The sequence below is a fragment of the Actinomadura violacea genome, assembly GCF_017573465.1.
Lineage (GTDB): Bacteria > Actinomycetota > Actinomycetes > Streptosporangiales > Streptosporangiaceae > Spirillospora > Spirillospora violacea.
In genome coordinates this window covers 219,092-238,144 of the sequence record NZ_JAGEPF010000010.1, presented here as the reverse complement: position 1 = coordinate 238,144, position 19,053 = coordinate 219,092, and the positions used below count along the sequence as shown (strand labels likewise).

15 protein-coding genes and 1 other RNA gene are annotated in these 19,053 nt (G+C 74.0%); 8 read left to right on the top strand and 8 right to left on the bottom strand.

Annotation, left to right across the window (positions count from 1 at the left end):
- Positions 1–168 precede the first annotated feature (168 nt).
- On the top strand, positions 169–1,161 hold the full coding sequence (locus J4709_RS17750) for an ATP-binding cassette domain-containing protein (RefSeq protein WP_208242076.1): 993 nt from the start codon (positions 169–171) through the stop codon (positions 1,159–1,161).
- Positions 1,158–1,967 carry an ABC transporter permease gene (locus J4709_RS17745; protein WP_208242074.1) on the top strand — a complete coding sequence of 270 codons (810 nt, stop codon included), beginning with the start codon at positions 1,158–1,160 and terminating at the stop codon, positions 1,965–1,967. Before J4709_RS17750 ends, J4709_RS17745 begins: the two co-directional genes overlap by 4 nt.
- Before the next feature lie 152 nt (positions 1,968–2,119).
- Here J4709_RS17745 and J4709_RS17740 read toward each other — a convergent pair whose 3' ends face one another.
- Positions 2,120–3,514 carry an MFS transporter gene (locus J4709_RS17740; RefSeq protein WP_208242072.1) on the bottom strand — a complete coding sequence of 465 codons (1,395 nt, stop codon included), beginning with the start codon at positions 3,512–3,514 and terminating at the stop codon, positions 2,120–2,122.
- Positions 3,515–3,624: 110 nt separating this feature from the next.
- On the opposite strand from J4709_RS17740, the gene J4709_RS17735 reads away from it, so the two are divergent.
- Entirely contained in the window at positions 3,625–4,584 is a 960-nt protein-coding gene (locus J4709_RS17735; RefSeq protein ID WP_208242070.1) for an Lrp/AsnC family transcriptional regulator, read from the top strand.
- Here the strand turns inward: J4709_RS17735 and J4709_RS17730 are convergent, their stop codons facing one another.
- Together J4709_RS17730 and J4709_RS17725 are read right to left on the bottom strand one after the other, a co-directional pair.
- Positions 4,585–7,836, bottom strand: a complete 3,252-nt coding sequence (locus tag J4709_RS17730) for an AfsR/SARP family transcriptional regulator (protein WP_208242068.1) — start codon at positions 7,834–7,836, stop codon at positions 4,585–4,587. It lies immediately after the preceding gene.
- A gap of 90 nt (positions 7,837–7,926) precedes the next feature.
- The gene (locus J4709_RS17725; protein ID WP_208242066.1) at positions 7,927–9,300 is read right to left on the bottom strand and encodes an NAD(P)/FAD-dependent oxidoreductase; all 1,374 of its coding nucleotides are present in this window, start codon (positions 9,298–9,300) and stop codon (positions 7,927–7,929) included.
- 378 nt (positions 9,301–9,678) lie between these two features.
- Between J4709_RS17725 and J4709_RS17720 the strand changes: the two genes are divergently transcribed.
- The 3 genes from J4709_RS17720 (at position 9,679) to J4709_RS55610 (ending at position 14,840) form a co-directional block, all read left to right on the top strand.
- The gene (locus J4709_RS17720; RefSeq protein ID WP_208242064.1) at positions 9,679–10,263 is read left to right on the top strand and encodes a YbhB/YbcL family Raf kinase inhibitor-like protein; all 585 of its coding nucleotides are present in this window, start codon (positions 9,679–9,681) and stop codon (positions 10,261–10,263) included.
- Positions 10,264–10,518: 255 nt separating this feature from the next.
- Complete coding sequence (locus J4709_RS17715; protein WP_208242061.1) at positions 10,519–12,450, top strand: chromosomal replication initiator protein DnaA; 1,932 nt, start codon at positions 10,519–10,521, stop codon at positions 12,448–12,450.
- A gap of 155 nt (positions 12,451–12,605) precedes the next feature.
- The gene (locus tag J4709_RS55610; protein ID WP_307801320.1) at positions 12,606–14,840 is read left to right on the top strand and encodes a SulP family inorganic anion transporter; all 2,235 of its coding nucleotides are present in this window, start codon (positions 12,606–12,608) and stop codon (positions 14,838–14,840) included.
- Between the two features lie 41 nt (positions 14,841–14,881).
- On the opposite strand, the gene J4709_RS17705 is transcribed toward J4709_RS55610, so the two are convergent.
- The gene (locus J4709_RS17705; protein ID WP_208242057.1) at positions 14,882–15,169 is read right to left on the bottom strand and encodes a hypothetical protein; all 288 of its coding nucleotides are present in this window, start codon (positions 15,167–15,169) and stop codon (positions 14,882–14,884) included.
- 278 nt (positions 15,170–15,447) lie between these two features.
- Here J4709_RS17705 and J4709_RS17700 point away from each other — a divergent pair, with 278 nt between their 5' ends.
- Positions 15,448–16,224 (top strand): superantigen-like protein SSL4, encoded by a 777-nt coding sequence (locus J4709_RS17700; RefSeq protein WP_208242055.1) that lies wholly within the window; start codon positions 15,448–15,450, stop codon positions 16,222–16,224.
- 109 nt (positions 16,225–16,333) lie between these two features.
- On the opposite strand, the gene J4709_RS17695 is transcribed toward J4709_RS17700, so the two are convergent.
- The 3 genes from J4709_RS17695 to J4709_RS17685 form a co-directional block, all read right to left on the bottom strand.
- Entirely contained in the window at positions 16,334–16,729 is a 396-nt protein-coding gene (locus J4709_RS17695) for a VOC family protein (protein ID WP_208242054.1), read from the bottom strand.
- A gap of 203 nt (positions 16,730–16,932) precedes the next feature.
- Positions 16,933–17,109 (bottom strand): hypothetical protein, encoded by a 177-nt coding sequence (locus tag J4709_RS17690; RefSeq protein ID WP_208242052.1) that lies wholly within the window; start codon positions 17,107–17,109, stop codon positions 16,933–16,935.
- Between the two features lie 50 nt (positions 17,110–17,159).
- The gene (locus J4709_RS17685) at positions 17,160–17,483 is read right to left on the bottom strand and encodes a cupin domain-containing protein (RefSeq protein ID WP_208242051.1); all 324 of its coding nucleotides are present in this window, start codon (positions 17,481–17,483) and stop codon (positions 17,160–17,162) included.
- A 70-nt stretch (positions 17,484–17,553) separates the two neighbouring features.
- Here J4709_RS17685 and J4709_RS17680 point away from each other — a divergent pair, with 70 nt between their 5' ends.
- A complete protein-coding gene (locus tag J4709_RS17680; protein ID WP_232383630.1) occupies positions 17,554–18,510 on the top strand; it encodes a GlxA family transcriptional regulator in 957 nt (318 codons plus the stop codon).
- A gap of 136 nt (positions 18,511–18,646) precedes the next feature.
- Here the strand turns inward: J4709_RS17680 and rnpB are convergent.
- An RNA gene (rnpB, locus tag J4709_RS17675) (RNase P RNA component class A) lies at positions 18,647–19,038 on the bottom strand.
- Between the last annotated feature and the right edge of the window lie 15 nt (positions 19,039–19,053).

Genomic DNA, 19,053 nt, shown 5'->3' with positions numbered 1-19,053 from the left:
GCGCTACCAGCGTTTTGTCAGTAGCGGCTGCGAGAGTGTCGCAACGTGCCCGACGGCCGCCGCGACGCGGCGGAACAAGTGGATGCGGACCGACCCGGGGCACGCATAGGTTGGCGGGTCCGTCCCCGTCGGGCGGGAAGTCCGGCAGACCGAGTCCCAGGAGATCACATGTCCTACGCGATCCAGGCCGACGGCCTGGTGAAGCGGTTCGGTGAGACCAGGGCGCTGGCCGGCGTCTCGCTCACCGCCGAGCCCGGCACCGTGCTGGGCGTCCTCGGCCCGAACGGCGCCGGGAAGACGACGGCGACGCGGATCCTCGCCACCCTGATCGAGCCGACCGAGGGCAGCGCCCGGGTCGGCGGGTTCGACGTGGTCAAGGACGCGCACAAGGTGCGGCAGCTGATCGGCCTCACCGGGCAGTACGCCGGGGTCGACGAGATGCTCACCGGCACCGAGAACCTGATCCTCATCGGGCGGCTGCTCGGCGTCTCGCGGCGGGCGTCGCGGGCGCGCGCCGCCGAACTGCTGGAGCGGTTCCAGCTCACCGAGGCGGCCGAACGCGCCGCCAAGACCTACTCGGGCGGGATGCGCCGCCGCCTCGACCTCGCGGCCAGCCTGGTCGGGCGGCCGCAGATCCTGTTCCTGGACGAGCCGACCACCGGCCTCGACCCGCGCAGCCGCAACGGCCTCTGGGACATCGTCCGCGGCCTCACCGACGACGGCGTCACCGTCCTGCTCACCACCCAGTACCTGGAGGAGGCCGACCAGCTCGCCGACGACATCGTGGTGATCGACCGCGGCCAGGTGATCGCGCAGGGCACCTCCGACCGGCTGAAGGCGCAGGTCGGCGGCCAGGTGCTGGAGCTGCGGCCGATCCGCGAATCCGACGGCGGCACCGCCGCGCGGATCGTCGCCGACCTCACCGGCGCCGAACCGGAGATCCGCGACGGCCTGGTGTCCGCGCCGATCACCGACCCGGCGCTGATGCCCGCCGTCGTCCGGCGCCTCGACGACGCGGGCGTCGCCGTCGGCGAGCTGTCGCTGCGCAAGTCCAGCCTGGACGAGGTGTTCTTCGCCCTCACCGGCCACCACACCGACGACATCGACGCGGAGGCCGGCGAGCTCGAGCAGGCCGCCGACCGGGAAGGGGCCTCGGCATGACCGCCACGGCGTTCGCACCGCAGGACCTGGCCAAGCGCGTGTCGCCGGGCATCGCCGCCCGCAACACGCTGACGCTGGCCTGGCGCAACCTCGTCCAGATCAAGCACAACCCGATGGAGCTGCTGGACCTGTCCATCCAGCCCATCATGTTCGTGCTGCTGTTCGCGTACGTGTTCGGCCCGGCGATGGCCGGCAGCGTCCAGGCCTACCTGCCGATCGTCATCCCCGGGATCATCGCGCAGAACGCGCTGTTCGCCGGGATGAGCACCGGCTTCGGGCTGAACACCGACATCACCAAGGGGGTGTTCGACCGGTTCCGCAGCCTGCCGATCTCCCGGTCGGCGCCGCTCGCCGGCCGCATCATCGCCGACACCGTCAAGCAGGCGTGGTCGATGCTGATCCTGCTCGGCGTCGGATTCGCGATCGGGTTCCGCGTGCACACCGGCGTCCTGTCGGTGCTCCTGGCGTTCCTGCTGCTGCTCACCTTCGCGCTGCTGTTCTCCTGGACGTCGGTGTACATCGCGATGAAGGTCAACGAACCGGAGAAGGTGCAGATCTTCGGCTTCGTGGTCATCTTCCCGCTGAGCTTCCTGAGCACCGCGTTCATCCCCACGACCAAGGGCATCCCCGGCTGGCTGGCGTTCTGCATGGACAACAGCCCGGTGACGCAGCTGGTCGCGTCCATGCGCGGCCTGCTCGTCGGCGGCCCCGTCCTGGAACACGCCTGGATCGCGCTCGCCTGGGGCGTCGGCATCTCCCTGGTCTTCGCACCCCTGTCGCTTAGGGCTTTCAAGAAGCGGGCGTGATTTTTCCAGGGGGGCGACCCCCTGGAACCCCCGTTGCGACGGACGAGGCGTTTCGCGCTCCGCTAGAGCTCCGCGCGAAACGCCTCGTCCGTCGTCGGGCAGGCCCGCTGCGCTCGCTGCACTCGCTCCGCGTGCCTGCCCGTGGCGGTGGCTCAGCTCTGCCCTTCCGTACCTTGTTCAGCCGGCTCTTTCGGCTGTGCGGCCTTCATCGGCTTCGATGCGGGGCGCTTGAGGGCGGTGAAGGCTAGGGCGGCGGCGGTTAGGCCGGTTAGGGCGGCGGCCAGGTAGACGTGGTTCAGGGCTGCGGCGGGGTTGTGGCGGGGGTGCTGGAAGAGGACGCCCAGCGCGGCGACGCCGAGGGTCTGGCCCAGCTGGCGGAACGTGGTCATCGCGCCGGCGGCCATGCCGCGCCGTTCAGGGGGTGCGGCCGTCAGCACGGCGGCGCCCATGGCGGGGATCATCAGGCCGACTCCGGCGCCGGTCACGACCAGGCCGAGGGTGATCGCGGACGCGCCGGAGCCGGCGTCCAGGTTCGCCTGCAGCGCGCAGCCGATGCCGCTGAGCAGCAGGCCGCCGCTCACCGCGGTCCGCGGCGGGACGCGGCGCCCGCTCAGCGTGGAGACGGCGAAGGTCGTCAGGGCCATCGGCATCAGGGCGAGGCCGGTGCGGACGGGGCCGAGGCCGGCCGCCGACTGGAGCCAGACCGAGGTGTAGATCAGGCAGGCGAACGCGGCCGACGAGGCGAGCACGCAGACCATGACGGCGGAGAACGCGGCGTCGCGGAACAGCCGGAGGTCGAGCATCGGGTGGCGGCGCCGCAGTTCGAGCACCACGAACGCGGTGAGGGCGGTGAGCGCGGCGGCCAGTCCGGTGAGGACCCCGGGCGAGCCCCAGCCGCTGCCGCCCGCTTTGGTGAGGGCGGTCGTGAGGGCCGCTGCGCTGATCGCGAAGAGGGCCATGCCCGCCGGGTCGAGGGGCGCGGGCCGTGCGGCGCGCTCGCCGCACGGGACGGCCTTCACCGTCAGGACGAGGGTGAGCAGCGTGACCGGAAGGTTCACGAGGAAGATCGCGCGCCAGCCGAGCCAGGCGGTGAGGGCGCCGCCGAGCATCGGCCCGGCCGCGCCGCCGAGGCCGCTGACGGCGCCCCACACGCCCATGGCGGTGCCGAGCGCCGGGCCCTGGTAGACGGCGCCGAGCAGGGAGAACGCAGTGACGGCCAGCGCGGCGCCGCCGATCCCCTGGACGGCGCGGGCGGCGATGAGCGTGCCGGCGTCCGGGGCGAGGGCGCAGCCCGCCGACGCCGCCGCGAAGACCAGCAGTCCTGCGGCGTAGGCGGTGCGGTGCCCGTACCGGTCGGCGAGCGCCCCGGCCGGGAGCATCAGCACGGCGAGGACGAGCGTGTAGACGTTGGCGACCCATTGCAGGCCGGACAGGGAGGTGTGCAGGCCGCGGGCGACGCTGGGCAGCGCGACCGCGACGATCGTGGTGTCCACGATGAACATGAAGGAGCCCAGGCAGACCGCGATGAGCGGCGTCCATCGGCGCATCGGAGGCTCTCCTTTCGGTGGGTGGCCTCCACAGCGTTGGCGGTGCCGGAGCATGTCCGCCGGGTACGGGCTTCGATTCGATGGAATCCGTCAGTTGGTACGTTCTGGTGGTGGATGACGTCACGCTGGATGCGGTGGACCGCGGGCTGGTGCATGCGCTGTGGATCGACGGCCGGGCTCCGTTCAGCCGGATCGGCGAGGTGCTCGGCGTGTCGGAGAACACCGTCGCGCGGCGGTACCGGCGGCTCCGCTCGTCGGGCGTCCTGCGGGTCGTCGGGACGCTGAACGGGCTGCGGCTCGGCTACACCTCGTGGACGATCCGGCTGCGCTGCACGCCGGACGCCGCCGGATCCATCGCCGCGGCGCTAGCGGCGCGCGACGACACCTCGTTCGTGCACCTGCTGTCCGGCGGGACGGAGATCTCCTGCAACACGCAGACGCGGTCGGCGGACGAGCGGGACGCGCTGCTGCTGGAGAAGCTGCCCCGCACCCGCCGCGTGATCGGCGTGTCGGCGCACCTGCTGCTCCGCGGCTTCGCGCTGCCGAGCGCCTGGGTCGGCCCGGCGGTGCTGTCGGCGGAGCAGGCCGCGCGGCTCCGGCCGGGCGCGGTGGACGAGCAGCAGCCGATCGAGGTGGGCGCGGCCGACCGGGCCCTCCTCGATGCGCTCGCCCGTGATGGCCGTACCGGTTACACCGATCTGGCGCGGGCGACAGGATGGTCGGACTCCACGGTCAAGCGCCGTGCCGAGGCGCTGCGGACGGCGGGCGTCCTGCGGTACCAGGTCGACATCGAGCCGGCGCGGCTCGGCTTCCACGCGGAGGCGCGGCTGTGGATGGCGGTGCGGCCGTCGGCGCTGCAGGACGTGGCGACCGCGATGGCCGCGCATCCGGAGGTGTCGTTCGTCGCGCTGACCACCGGCCCGACGAACCTGGTCGCGGTCGTGAACTGCCGCGACACCGAGGATCTCGCCCGCTACCTCACCGAGCGGGTCGCCTCGCTCGACGGCATCGCCACGCTGGAGACGGCGCCGGTGATCCGCACCGTGAAGCGCGCCGGCGCCCCGCTCTGATCACGGGGAGGCGGCGCCGGCGCCGGGCGGGCGGTACATGGTGGACGGGGGCGGGCGCTCCAGGCCGAGCTCGTCGACGACGGCGTCGAACGTGCGGGCCGTGCCGCGCTCGTAGGCGGCGGTGAACGCGGGCTCCCCCAAGGCGTCGCGGACGGCGGCCTTGATGGCGAGGACGTCCGGCAGCGACAGGTCGGGGCCGCCGCGCAGCCCGTCGGCGGTGCCGAGCAGCGCCGCGGCCCGTTCCGGTTCGCCGAGCAGGCGGTACCGCTCGGCGACGCCCGCCAGCACGTACGACAGGATCGGGTGGTCGCGGGCCTGCGCGGCGCCGCGGACCGCCTCGTCGAGCCGGGCGGACGCCTCGTCCATCGCGCCCGTCGCCATGTCGAGCTGGGCGCGCGAGCACAGCACCATCGCGCGGAACTGCGGCGGGCCGGGCAGGCCGCGGGTCAGCTCGTCGGCGCGGGACAGCCGGCGCAGCGCCTCGGCCCGGTCGCCGGAGCGGCGGGCGAACTCGCCGAGCTGGTAGTGCACCGCGGCGGCCTCCTCCGGCCGCCGGGCCGCCTCGACGCCATCGGCCGCGGCGAGCAGCAGCGCCTCGCCGCGCTCGCGCTCGCCGATCAGGTCGAGGGCGTTGGCCAGCTTCATGTGGACGTGGACGAGCGCCGCGGTCCCGCCGCCCAGCTCGGCGTTCAGCCGCAGCGCCTCCTCGTAGAGGGCCGCGGAGCGGCGGTGGTCGCCGTCCCGGCCGGCGATCTCCGCCTGCGCGGCGAGCGTGAACGACAGCCCCCACCGGTCCCCGGCCTCGCGGAACGCGGCGAGCGCCCGGTCGCAGTCGTCCTGCACGCGCCCGGCCCAGCCGAAGTTGTGGGCGATCTGGCCGCGGATGAAGTACGCCAGCCCGCGCACCCACGGGTCCGGGTCGTCGAGGAGACCGTCGACGCCGACGGCCGTCGTGTCGTCCCAGCCGACCGTGTACATGTCGAAGGTCGTGAGCATCAGGCGCAGCGCCGGGTGCAGCCCGGCGGGGTCGCGGCCGGCGCACAGGGCGCGGGCGCGGTCCAGCCAGCCGAGCACCCGGTCGCCGTCGAGCTGGTTGTCCAGCGACGCCATGGCGCCGAGCGCGAGGGCGAGCGCGGTGGTCTCGTCGTCCGGGACGCCCGGCAGCGGGAGGATCCGCTCCAGGTGGTCGGCGCCGTCGCGCAGCTCGCCGCGCAGGAACCAGTACCAGCCGAGCGCCGCGCAGAACCGGATGGCCGTCGCCGCGTCGCCGGCGGCGATCGTCCAGCGCAGCGCGGCGGAGATGTTGTCGTGCTCGGCGGTGAGGCGGCGCAGCCATTCAAGCTGCCCGGCGCGGTACAGGTGGGGCTCGGCCTCCTCGGCGAGGGCGACGAGGCGGTCGGCGTGGGCGCGCCGGACGGCCTCGTCCTCGCCCGCCTCGGCCAGCCGCTCCGCCCCGTAGGCGCGGATCGTCTCCAGCATCCGGTAGCGCGGTTCGGCGTCCGCGCCCACCACCGTGACCAGGGACTTGTCGACCAGCGCGGTGAGGGTGTCGAGGACGTCGGCGCGGGCGAGGCCGGGGCCGGCGCAGACCTGCTCGGCGGACTCCAGGGTGGCGCCGCCGGGGAAGGCGGCCAGCCGGCGGCACAGGACGCGCTCGGGGCCGTCCAGCAGGTCCCAGCTCCATTCGACGACGGCGCGCAGCGTCCGGTGCCGGGGCAGCGCGGTGCGGCTGCCCGCGCTGAGCAGCCGGAACCGGTCGTCCAGCCGGGTCGCGACCTGCGCGGGCGTCATCGCCCGCAGCCGCGCGGCGGCGAGCTCGATCGCGAGGGGGACGCCGTCCAGCGCGCGGCAGATCCGCACGACCGGGGCGACGTTGGCGCCGGTGACGGCGAATCCGGGCGAGACGGCGGCGGCGCGGTCGGCGAGCAGCCGGACGGCGGGACGGGCGAGCGCCTCCTCCGGGGAGGCCGACGGCGGCGGCGCCTCCAGCGGCCCGACGGTCCACAGCGTCTCGCCGGTGATGCCGAGCGGCTCGCGGCTGGTCGCCATGATCCGGACGCCGGGGCAGCCGGCGAGGACCCGGTCGGCGAGCCGCGCCGCGGCGTCGAGGAGGTGCTCGCAGTTGTCCAGGACCAGCAGCATCCGGCGGCCCGCCAGCGCGGCGACGACCCGGTCCACCGGGTCGGAGGGCGCGGCGCGCTGGCCCGGCAGCGGCTGCGGCGTCTCGCGCAGCCCGAGTGCGGTGAGGACGGCGGCGGGCACCTCCGCCGGGTCGGTGACCGGCGCGAGTTCGACGATCCAGGCACCGTCGGATGCGGCACCGTGGCGGCGGGCGACCTCGACCGACAGCCGGGTCTTGCCCGCTCCGCCGGGTCCGGTGAGGGTGACCAGGCGGGCGTCCGCGAGCAGCGCGCCGACCCGTTCCAGGTCGGCGCCGCGTCCGATGAAGCTGGTCAGCGGCGCGCTCAGGTTCCCCTTCGCCGGTTCCGGACGGGCCGGGACGGGCGCGGGCGCCGGGCGGGCCGCCAGGGCGGGGTCACGGCGCAGCACGGCCAGGTGGACGGCCGCCAGCTCGGGCGACGGGTCGACGCCGAGCCCGTCGGCGAGGGCGCACTTGGCGTCCTCGTACCGGGTGAGGGCCTCGGCCTGGTGGCCGGCCGCGTACAGGGCGCGCATCAGCAGCACGGTGACGGGTTCGCGGAGCGGGTCGCCGGCGGTGAGGGCGCGCAGTTCGGGGATCACCTCGTCGTGCCGGCCGAGGGCGAGGTCGGCGTCGATGCGCTCCTCCAGCGCGGCGCGGCGCAGCGCGTCCAGCCGGGCGGCGGGCGCGCCGGCGAACCGCAGCCCGGCCGCGTCGGCGAGGGCGGGCCCGCGCCACAGCACGAGCGCCTCGCGCAGCCCCGCCGACCGGGCGGCGGGGCCGCCGGCGCGGCGGGCGGCGGCGACCCGCGCCTCGAAGTCATGGGCGTCGACGCGCTCGCGCGGCAGGACGAGCCGGTACGCGCCGGACCGCGACTCGACCGCCGCGCGGCCGATCGCGGCGCGCAGCCGGGACACCAGGGACTGCAGCGCGTTCGGGGCGCCGCGCGGCACCCCGTCCTCCCAGAGCGCGTCGATGATCCGCTCGGCGGGCAGCAGCGCGCCGGGGTCCAGGGCGAGCAGGGTCAGCAGCGCGCGCAGCCGCGCTCCCCCGACCTCGACGGGACCGCCGTCCGCGCGCACCTCCAGGGGCCCCAGGATCCCGATCCGCACACGGGCGATTCTCCCCCACCGGCGGACATGCCGGCGCCCCGGCGGTCACGGGGACCACCGGGGCGCCGGATGCCGGGCGAGACGGGCGGGTCAGGCCGCCGGCTCGCTGGACTTGGCCTTCGGCCGGGCGTCGTCCAGGGCCGCGAGCTCGAAGTCGGCGCGCGGCTGCTCGACGGTCGCGAGCGAGACGGTCTCGCGCTTGAGGAACAGCGCGAGCGTCCAGTCCGCGAGGACGCGCAGCTTGCGGTTGAAGGTCGGGACCTTCGCGCCGTGGTAGCTGCGGTGCATGAACCACGCCGGCCAGCCCTTGACCTTGAAGCCGTAGGTCTGGGCGACGCCCTTGTGCAGGCCGAGGCCGGCGACGGCGCCGACGTTGCCGTGCACGTACGGCTTGAGCGACTTGCCGCGCAGCGACCGGACGATGTTGTCGGCCAGCACCTTGGACTGCCGGACGGCGTGCTGGGCGTTCGGCGGGCAGAACATCCCGTCCTGGGTGAGGTCGGGGATCGCGGCGTTGTCGCCGGCGGTGAACGCCCGGACCAGGCCCTCGATGGTGAGGTACTCGGTGCCCTTGACGCGGCCCCGCTCGTCCACCGGCAGGTCGCCGTGCCGCACCACCGGGGACGGCTTGACTCCCGCGTTCCACACCAGCGTGCCGGCCTGGAAGCCGCTGCCGTCCGACAGCTCGATCTGGCCGTCCACGGCGGACTGCAGGAAGGTCTTCATCTTCACGTCGATGCCGCGGCCGCGCAGCTGCTCGGCGGTCCACTTGCCCATGTCGGGGCCGACCTCGGGCAGGATGCGGTCGGCGGCCTCGACGAGCATGAACCGCAGGTCCTGCGGAGTGACCTTGCGCATGTACTTGGTGGCGTCGCGGGTCATGTCCTCGAGCTCGGCGATCGCCTCGACGCCGGCGAACCCGCCGCCGACGAACACGAACGTCAGCGCCTTGCGGCGCAGGTCCACGTCGTCGGTCGACTCGGCGATCTCCAGCTGCTCCAGCACGTGGTTGCGCAGGTGGATCGCCTCGCCGACGGTCTTGAGGCTGATGCCGTTCTCGGCGAGGCCGGGGATGGGCAGCAGCCGCGGCACCGCGCCGGCGGCCATGACCAGGTAGTCGTAGGAGATCCGCTCCGGCGGCCCGGCCAGCGGCTGGACGATCGCCCAGCCCTCGTCGTGGTTGAGCTCGGTGACCCGCGCCTTGCGGACGGTGCAGCGGGGCAGCACCCGGCGGAGCGGGACGACGACGTGCCGCGGGGAGATGTTCCCGGCGGCGGCCTCGGGGAGGAACGGCTGGTACGTCATGTACGAGTTCGGGTCAACAACGGTGACCTTGACCTCGCCCCGCTTGAGCTCCTTGCGGAGCTTCTTCTGCAGGCGCAGGGCGGTGTACATGCCCACATAGCCGCCACCCACGATGAGGATGTGGGGAGCGCCAGGGGTCCCCTCGGCGGTCCTGGCCATTGCGGCCTCCTATGTCACGGTCGGCTTGTGAAGACATTCACAAACTAGCTGATGGATCGCGGTGGACACCAACCGATAACCAGGAAAGAACACGAAAACTTCCCGAACTGGCAAAGTGGAGCGTTACCAGGCGTGTGAAACTCGCCACTCCTTCGCAAAAAATCGCCTGGAACGGGGCAAAACACGCATGACGCAACTCACACCGGCGTTGACGAGGGGCGCGGCGGCCGCGCGCGGCCGAAAGGCCCGTTCCACACCCCGGGAACCCCTAAGGTTGGGCCGGATGAGGAAGGGGGCGCCACCGGCGCGATGCCCGCGGGACCGGAGGACGGCGCTCCGGCGGCGCGCAGCGTACGATCTCGCCCGGGAGCGTAACGAATGAAGAGCAGAGACCGGCGTCCGATCCCGGCCGCGGCGGGCGTCCTCGCGCTCAGCGTGGCGCTGGGCGGCTGCGGGCTGATCGGCCAGCCGCGCAACAACAGCGCCGAGCTGTCGGAGTGGTTCACCGTGACCAGCCCGGTCTTCCGCGATGGGCGCGACTTGCCCACGCGGTACGGCTGCGCGAAGTACCCTGGCGGCGAAGGGAAGACCCCGCCGCTGCACTGGTCCGCCCCGGCCGGGACCAGGTCGTTCGCGATCGTGATGGACGACCCGGACGGTCCCGAGGGCGCCTACGTGCACTGGGTGATCGCGGGGATCGACGGCACGACCAACGAGCTCGTCGAGGGCGCCGAGATCCAGGGCGCCGTCGAGGGGCTCACCACAGGCAAGAAGGCGGGATACGCGCCCCCGTGCCCGCCCAAGGGAGAGCGGCATCGGTACCGGTTCACCATCTACGCTCTGGACAGTCCGGCACCGTTCCGCCAAGGCGCCAAGCTCCGGGACTCGCTCGGCGCCATCGCCGAGCACACGGTGGGCCGAGGCCGGATCACCGGGAACTTCGGCGGCAATCAGGCGCGTTGACCGTGGAGCCTCCGGGCGCCGGGGTCGGCGCGGACCCCTCCGGGGGGCTGGAGCCAACAGGGGTGTGCGGGTGGCCCGGACGGGCCGGCCGGTACGCGTCGGGTGAGGGTGAATGTGCGCGAAGGGTGTGACAACGGTCATAGCGGTCGGACAGAATCGGACTAGCTCCGAGGACGACCGACCGCCGGCGACGAACGGGCCCGACCCGCGGACCGCGCCGACGACTCTCGCCGGGCCAAGGCATTGGGTGGTGGCATGACTTCTTACATCGTGGTCTTCGGCCTCATTGTGGTCGTGGTCCTGGTGGTCGTCCTCGTGGCGCTCGGGCTGCGGGCCAGCAGGGCGGGCCGCGACGACGACGACTGGATGGACGACGAGCCGCAGCAGCAGCAGCCGCGCGGCCGCCGCGGCGCGCCGCCGCCGCAGCCCGACGACATGGGCGGCCAGGACGACGGCTACGGCCCCGGGTACGACCAGGGCTACGCCGGCGACCAGGGCTACGGCAACGCCGCCCCCGACCCCGGCTACGACCGCCGCGTCGCCGGCGGTCCGCTCGCCGCGCCCGCCGCCGCTCCCGCGTCCCCGCCGCCGCCCGCTCCCGGCGGCCCGGCGTCGGACGAGATGGAGGACGACGACTACTGGGCCACCATCACGTTCGACAAGCCCAAGTTCCCCTGGCAGCACGGCCAGGAGCCGGGCGCCGAGCCGGACCCGGCGGCCGACCCGCTGAACGCCCAGCACGCTCCCCAGCAGGGCGCCGCGCAGGCGACCCAGCACGTCCAGCCGCCCGAGCCGCCGCCCGTGGAGCAGCCCGGCCTCACCCAGCCGGTCTCGCTGGGCGCCGACGGGACCGTCCTCAACGGGCTGGGCGCCCCGTCCGGAACCGGCCCGCAGCAGGTCCCCGGCGGCTACCAGGGCGGCCAGCCGTTCGCCGCCGACCCCGGCTCCACCTCGCACGACCCGATCCCGACGGACCTCGGCGCGCTCGGCGGCCCGCTCGGCACCGGCCCGCAGTCGCCCTACGGCGCGCCCGACCAGCAGGTGTACGGCGGCCAGGAGCCGCAGCCGGCGTACGGGGCGGCCGACCAGTACGACCCGTCCTACGGCGGGGCCGACCAGTTCGGCGGGCACGCCGACCAGCCGCACTACGGCGCGCAGGACCAGGGCTACGGCGACCAGCCGCAGTACGGCGTCCCCGAGCAGCCGCAGTACGGGTCGCCGCACGAGCCGTCCTACGGCGACTTCGGGGGCGACCCGCTCGGCTCCCGCCAGCCCGGCGGCCCGGCCGGCGGACGCCCGGACGCCTACGACCTGCCGCTCGGCTCGTCCGCGCCGCAGCAGCCGCCGGCGCCGCCCGCGTCCGACCCGCTGGGGCTGCCGCTCGGCCGTCCCGAGGAGCCCGCGCGCGGATTCGGCGAGACCACCGGCGGGCTGCCCGGCCCGGCCGAGGCGATGCCGCCCGCGCCGCCCGCTCCCCAGGCTCCGGCCGCCCCGGCGGCGCACGGCGGCCTCGGCGGTCCGGCGCCCGGCGGCGGCTCGGGCTCCGACACCGACAACCACAAGCTGCCGACCGTGGACGAGCTGCTCCAGCGCATCCAGACCGACCGGCAGCGCTCGTCGGGCCCGTCCGGCGACTCCGGCGGCTCGTACGGGTCGCTGAACGACCCGCTGGGCGACCCGCTCGGCACCGGCTCGTTCGGCACCGGGTCCGGTGCGGGAGCCCCGGCGGGCGGCGGCTCGGGCACCGGGCCGTGGCCGCCGCCGGCCTCCGGCGGCGCGCCGGGCGCGTCCGGCCCGGGCGGGTTCGACGGCGGGTACGGCCAGTCCGGCGCGGGGTCCGGCCCCGGGTACGGGCAGGGCTCGCACACCGACGGGTATCCGACGGCCCCGGCCTACGGCGAGTCGCCCCGCTACGACGACCCGCTGAGCGGCGGGTCCCGGGACCAGTACGGCTCCGGCGGGCAGCAGGGCGGCGGCACCGGCGCCTACGGCGACTTCAGCGGCAGCAGCTACAACGGCGGCGACCCGCTGGCCGCGCCGCACGACCCGGGCGCCACCCAGGCGTACGGGTCGAACTACCCCGGCTCGTCGCAGCAGGGCGGCTACCAGCAGGGCGGGCAGCCGTCCGACACCAACCCGTACGCGTCGCGGCAGCAGCCCGACGACTGGGAGAACTACCGCCGCTGACGCACCGCTCACGCAGCACCGCGACGAGGACCGCCGGTTTTCCGGCGGTCCTCGCTCGTTTCTCCGAGCGGGGCGGGCAGCGCGTCCCGGGCGCGATTCCAGGGAATCCTGGTTGGATACGTTAAGTGACTTCGAAGCCACTCAACGTATCCGCAGTGCGGCGGGACGTGCTCGCGTCCTTCGTCGTGTTCCTGGTCGCGGTCCCGCTGTCGCTGGGCATCGCCGTCGCCTCGGGCGCGCCGGTCGCCGCCGGGCTCGTCGCCGCCGTGGCCGGCGGTGTCGTCGCCGGGCTCGCCGGCGGATCGCCGCTGCAGGTCAGCGGCCCCGCGGCGGGACTGACCGTGCTGGTCGCCGACCTCGTCGCCACCTACGGCTGGCGCGCCACCTGCACGATCACCCTGCTCGCCGGGCTGCTGCAGGTGGCGCTCGGCCTGAGCCGCGTGGCGCGCCTGGTGCTGGCGGTGTCGCCCGCCGTCGTGCACGGCATGCTCGCCGGCGTCGGCGCGGTGATCGTGCTGGCCCAGCTGCACGTCGTGCTGGGCGGCGGCCCGCAGGAGTCCGCCGTGGCGAACCTGCGGGAACTGCCCGCCCAGATCCTGCATCCGGCACCGCACTCGGCCCTGGTCGGCGCGGTGACGGTGCTGGTGCTGCTGGGCTGGTCGCGGCTGCCGCGCGGCGGCCGGCTGCGCCTGATCCCGGGCCCGCTGCCCGCCATCACCGTCGCCACCATCGCCGCGTGGGCGCTCGGCTGGAAGGCCGACCGGGTGGACCTTCCCGAGACCCTCCTGCACGGCTGGGGCGCCCCTGAACTGCCGGACGGGTCGCCCTACGGCGTCGCGGGCGCCGTCGTCTCGCTCGCGGTGGTCGCGGCCGTCGCGTCGCTGCTGTGCAGCGTGGCGGTGGACCGCGTCCGGCCCGCCGGGGTCGCGCCCACCGACCTCGACCGCGAGCTGACCGCGCAGGGCGCGGCGAACGCGGTGTCCGGGCTGCTCGGCGGCCTCCCGGTCGCCGGCGTGATCGTGCGGAGCACCGCCAATCTGGAGGCGGGCGCCCGGACGCGGCTGTCCGCCGTGCTGCACGGGGTGTGGGTGCTGGCGCTCGCGGTGTGCTGCGGACCGGTCATCGAGCGCGTCCCGCTGTCGGCGCTGTCAGCGCTGCTGGTGGTGCTCGGGGTACGGCTGGTGGACCCCGCCCGCGTCGCCGACCTGCGCCGCCACCGCGAGGCGCCCGCCTACTTCGCCGCGTTCGGCGGCGTGGTCGTCCTCGGCCTCGGCGAGGGCGTGCTGCTCGGCATCGCCGTCACCGCGGTGCTGGCGCTGCGGCGGCTGACCCGGCTGACCGTCCGGACCGAGCGGCTCGTCCCCGCGCCGGGCGACGCGCCCGGGCCGCAACGCTGGCACGTGGTCGTCGAGGGGTCGCTCACCTTCCTCGGGGTGCCGAAGGTGACGCGCGCGCTGCGGGCCGTCCCGGCGGGGGCGGGCGTCGACCTGGACCTGAACGTGGACTTCATGGACCATGCCGCCTTCGACGCCGTCCACGACTGGCGGCTGGCGCACGAGCGCCGTGGAGGGAGGGTCGACATCGACGAGGTTCACGAGGGTTGGTATGAAAGAGGGGTGACAGGTGAAATGTCTTCGCCGCGTAAGTCGTCCCCCACAGCGCGCTGGTGGGCTCCATGGGCGAATCGGCAGCGACGCTCCGCGAGCGCCGCCGAGCCGCCGTCCCCCACCTCCGTCCTGCTGGACGGCGTCCGCGAGTACCACGACAGCACCGCCGGTCTGGTCCGGCCGATCATGGCCGAGCTGGCGATGGAGCAGAAGCCGGAGCTCCTGTTCATCACCTGCGTGGACTCGCGCGTCGTGCCCAACATCATCACGGCCAGCGGCCCCGGCGATCTGTTCATCAACAGGAACGTCGGCAACTTCGTCCCGCCGCACGGCTCGGCCCTCCCGGACGACTCGGTCATGGCGACGGTGGAGTACGCGACCAACGTGCTCGACATCCGCACGATCGCGGTCTGCGGCCACTCCAACTGCGGCGCGATGGCCGCGGTCATGGCGGGCGGCAAGGAGGTCGCGCACCTGGAGGGCCTGTCGCGCTGGCTCGAGCTCGGCGGGCCGACCCTGGAGCGCTTCCGCGCCGAGGACGGCCACGGCGACGACCCGCTGGCCCGGCTCAGCCAGGTCAACGTGATGCAGCAGCTCGACCACCTGCTCACCTACCCGTGGCTCCGGGAGCGCGCCGACGCCGGCGAGCTGGAGCTCGTCGGGCTCTACTTCGACCTGAAGTCCGCGACGGTCAAGGTCCTCGATCGTGCCGCGGGGAAGTTCGCCACGATCCCGAACCACGTCCCGGAGTCGGCCTACCGGGACACCGGCGGCCGGTCCTGACCTCGGCGGTCTCCGGGGCCGTGGCCCCGGAGACCGCGTTCTCACCGTCCGACCAGCTCGCCGCGCATCCGGCCGTCGTCCTCCTCCGGCCGGCCGGCGTCGAGCGCGCGGCCGGTCCGCTGCGCGTAGCCGCGGTCGCGCATGGCGCCCTCCTGCCGGTAGTCGCGGACGTACACGCCGGTCACCCGTCGCGCCGAGCGCGCGCCGCGGCCGTCGGGGGGCGTGAAAAGCGTGTCGCTCCGGCTGGCCCGCGCGAAGACCGCGAGGTAGACCAGGGCCCCCAGCGCCCCGGCGAGAACGAGGGCCACGAACACGATGATGATGAACATCAGCGCTCCTCTCCACGGGGCAGCCACCGTGCCCCGCCGCCACCGCCGACCCGGCGATCAGCTCTACCAGAGACGTTAGGCGCGCTCTTTCAGGTCGTTTGTGTCGTGTGACCCGAAGCCACCGAGATCCACGCCACTCGGGGCGGGTGCGAGGTTCCGTGCACATCTCATCGCCCGGCCGCCCGCACCGATCGACCTCCGCCGGAACGGGCGTTGACCTGGGCTTTCGGCAACACCCGCTCGGTTTCGGCGGAGGCGCGTCGGGGAGCCCGGCAATTATGAACAAATCCACCATTTCGACCGCCGCGGGGGCCGTCGTCCTGACCGCCGGCGCCCTGCTCCCGGTCACCGCCGCCAACGCGACCACGGCCCCGAGCCCGGGCGACTCGGCGCCCACGAGCCCCACCGGCAGCCCGGGGACCGAAAGCCCGGCGAGCCCGGGCACCGAGAGCCCGACCAGCCCCGGAAGCGAGAGCCCGACGAGCCCCGGGACCGAGAGCCCGACCAGTCCGGGCACCGAGAGCCCGACCAGCCCCGGCACCGGCAGCCCGACCGGCCCGGGCGGCGGCGCCGTCCCGCCGAAGGCCGCGACCGTCACGGTCACCGAGAAGGACAGCTCGCTGAAGCTGTCCAAGCAGACCTTCAAGGCGGGCCCCTACGTCTTCATCGCGAAGAACGAGGGCAAGAAGGAGCACGCCCTCGCCATCTCCGGCCCCGGCATCACCACTCCGAAGACGACCCCGGGCATCTCGCCCGGGACCGAGGCCAAGCTGCACGTCACGCTGCAACCCGGCACGTACAAGCTCTGGTCCCCGACCGACAACGACCGCTCCATGGGCCTGAAGACCCAGATCACCGTGTCCTCGGGCACCGGCGGGGTCGTCCCGCCCGCGAGCCCCACCCAGACCGGCAGCCCGACCGGGAGCCCCACGGGGAGCCCGACCGGCAGTCCCACCGAGAGCCCCACGGGCAGCCCGACCGGCAGCCCGCCGGAGAGCCCGACCGGCGCCCCGACGGGCAGCCCGACCGGCTCCGGCGCCCCGGGCGGCTACTGAACCCGCCCGCTCGGCGTTCACCCGCGGCGTGTCGTCCTTACCCGGGTAGGGACGGCACGCCGCATCTCGACGCGCCGCGCTCGCCCCGCCTCCGGACGCGGCCGGACGTTCAGCCGGCCGGGCCGAGCAGGTCCCAGCGGTTGCCGGAGACGTCGAGGAACACGGCGACCCGCCCGTAGGGCTCGGTACGGGGCGCGGTGACGAACTCGACCCCGGCGGCCGTCATGCGCTCGTGAGCGGCGTCGAAGTCGTCCACACGCAGGAAGAACCCGACACGCCCGGCCACCTGCTCCCCCACGGCGGCGGCCTGCCGCTCACCGTCCGCTTGGGCGAGCAGAATGCCGGTCTGCGCCCCCGGCGGCCGGACGACCACCCAGCGCTTGGGACGCCCGTCGTTGGTCAGCGAAGGCGAGTCCTCGACAAGCTCGAACCCCAGCGCCTCGGTGAAGTACCGGATGGCGCGGTCATAGTCGTCCACAACGATCGTGACCAGATCAAGTCGCACCCTCGCGAGCGTAGGCCCTTCCCCGCGCCCCCCGTCACCGCCGCCGAACCCCAGATCGCGGGCGTGATCGGGCGAGACGATGATCGGCCCGATCCATCCGCGTGCAACCGCGGCGAGTTGGGCGCGATCAGGGCCGGCAGGGTAGGAGCAGATACCGCGCGCCCAATCGGCCAGCACACCTTCGACCGCGGCGAGGCACGTCGTCACGAGCGTGAAGGCTTCGTCCGAGCGATCTCGTCCACCGTGCGTCGCAGCGGTGTCACGCCCTCAGTACCGGGCTCGGAGTCGAGCCATCCCTCGCGGTGCGCAGAATTTACCAACTCCCGTGCGAGGAGTTCGAGGCGGCGCAGGTAATCGTATTCATCAAGGTCGGCGGCCACCGCGGCAGTGTGGCATCGCCGCACTCCGGGCGCATCCGATTAAAGGCGGGCTAGCCTTCCGGGTAGAAGAGGAAAAGGGTGCAGCCCGACTTCGACTGCGGAACGTGGGACGAGCCGGCCGGGGCGTGGATGAACGAGCCCGCCGGGTAGTCGCGGTCGCCGTCGTTGAAGACGCCCGACACCACGAAGACCTCCTCCGGCCCCGGCTCGTGGACGTCGATGCCCTCCCAGCACGTGTTCGCGTCCATCTCCAACACGAACGCCTTCGCGCCGCCGTCCCCGCGCCACAACGGCCGCAGCCGAATCCCCGGAAACAGGTCGCGGACAGGGGCGTCCTGGACGGAGGACCACGCGTATCCCAGCTCTGTCGTCATGGCACCACCCTGGCGAACGCGCCACCGCCCGCCGAGTGTCTGGAAAGACATCATGCGGTACTTTCACGCCATGCATCGCGTGGTCGCACTCGTCCGCCCGCCGCAGTCGACCTTCGAGCTCGGCTGCGCGGCCCAGGTGTTCGGGATCGAGCGGCAGGGGCTCCCGGCCAGGTACTCCTTCGGCGTGTGCACCGAACGCCCCGGCCCGGTCGCCACCCTCGCCGGCTACGACATGCTCGTCGCCGACGGCCTCGACGCGCTCGACCAGGCCCAGACCGTGATCGTCCCGGGCTGGCTGCCGACCGGCGAGCCGCCCTCCTCCGCCGTCGTCGAAGCCCTGCGCCGCGCGCACGCCCGAGGGGCCCGGGTGGTCAGCATCTGCTCGGGCGCCTTCGCGCTGGCGCACGCCGGCCTCCTCGACGGCCGACGGGCCACCACCCACTGGGCGCAGGCCGGCGAGTTCGCCGAGCGCTTCCCGCGCGTCCAACTGGACCCGGACGTCCTCTACGTGGACCACGGCGACGTCGCCACCAGCGCCGGAGCCGGAGCCGGCTTCGATCTGTGCATGCACCTGCTCCGCACCGACCAGGGCGCCCGCTACGCCGCGCACGTCGCCCGCACCATGGTCATGCCGCCCCACCGCGAGGGCGGCCAGTTGCAGTACACCCCGCCCCGGCCCGCCCACATCGACGACACCCTCGCACCGCTCCTCGAATGGGTCACCGCCCGGCTCGACGAACCCATGTCCCTCGAAACCATGGCCGCCCACGCGGGCGTCTCGCCCCGGACCCTCACGCGCCGCTTCACCGACCAGCTCGGCACCAGCCCCGGCCAATGGCTGCTGTCCCAACGAATCGCCGCGGCTCAAGACCTCCTGGAATCCTCAGACCTCCCCTTGGACACCATTGCCCGCCGCGTCGGCCTCTCGTCGGCCACCAACCTCCGCCGCCGTTTCCTCAACGCCCTCGCCACCACCCCGGGCGCCTACCGCCGCACCTTTCACGAAATACCCGCCCGTCCCCATTAGCCGCACAGATTCTCGCGAATTCAGCCGGGCCACGATTTCACCAAGCCTCGGACGGCAGGATCGGCTCGACCCGTATCAGCAGATCGCCACGAGCGGCCGCGGAACAAGACACCGCCCCGCCGGGCAGGCGGGGCGGCGGACGAGTCGGCCTGTAAGCCGGGTTCTGTGCCCGCCGTCCCTTGCGGGGCGGCGGGTGACGGCCATCCATCTCGGGCCGCCGTTGCCGGCGGCCTCCAGCGGTCTACCCGCAGGCTCGGGCGGGCCGCCCTCAGGCACCTGCGCGGGGCCGAAGCCCCTTCTTGACCTTGCTCCGGGTGGGGTTTACCGAGCCGCCCACGTCACCGTGGGCGCTGGTGAGCTCTTACCTCACCGTTTCACCCTTACCACCGGCGGACCGGTGGCGGTCTGCTTTCTGTGGCACTGTCCCGCGGGTCACCCCGGGTCGGCGTTACCGACCACCCTGCCCCGTGGAGCCCGGACTTTCCTCGACGGGGACCAGGTCCCCGACGCGGCCGTCCGGCCGGCTCGTCCGCCGTACACAGA

Coding starts and splice junctions, on each gene's coding strand:
- J4709_RS17720 (WP_208242064.1), top strand. CDS start 9,679: ATGAAGAGCAGAGACCGGCGTCCGATCCCGGCCGCGGCGGGCGTCCTC.
- J4709_RS17725 (WP_208242066.1), bottom strand. CDS start 9,300: ATGGCCAGGACCGCCGAGGGGACCCCTGGCGCTCCCCACATCCTCATC.
- J4709_RS17750 (WP_208242076.1), top strand. CDS start 169: ATGTCCTACGCGATCCAGGCCGACGGCCTGGTGAAGCGGTTCGGTGAG.
- J4709_RS17680 (WP_232383630.1), top strand. CDS start 17,554: ATGCATCGCGTGGTCGCACTCGTCCGCCCGCCGCAGTCGACCTTCGAG.
- J4709_RS17705 (WP_208242057.1), bottom strand. CDS start 15,169: ATGTTCATCATCATCGTGTTCGTGGCCCTCGTTCTCGCCGGGGCGCTG.
- J4709_RS17745 (WP_208242074.1), top strand. CDS start 1,158: ATGACCGCCACGGCGTTCGCACCGCAGGACCTGGCCAAGCGCGTGTCG.
- J4709_RS17740 (WP_208242072.1), bottom strand. CDS start 3,514: ATGCGCCGATGGACGCCGCTCATCGCGGTCTGCCTGGGCTCCTTCATG.
- J4709_RS17685 (WP_208242051.1), bottom strand. CDS start 17,483: ATGACGACAGAGCTGGGATACGCGTGGTCCTCCGTCCAGGACGCCCCT.
- J4709_RS17700 (WP_208242055.1), top strand. CDS start 15,448: ATGAACAAATCCACCATTTCGACCGCCGCGGGGGCCGTCGTCCTGACC.
- J4709_RS17715 (WP_208242061.1), top strand. CDS start 10,519: ATGACTTCTTACATCGTGGTCTTCGGCCTCATTGTGGTCGTGGTCCTG.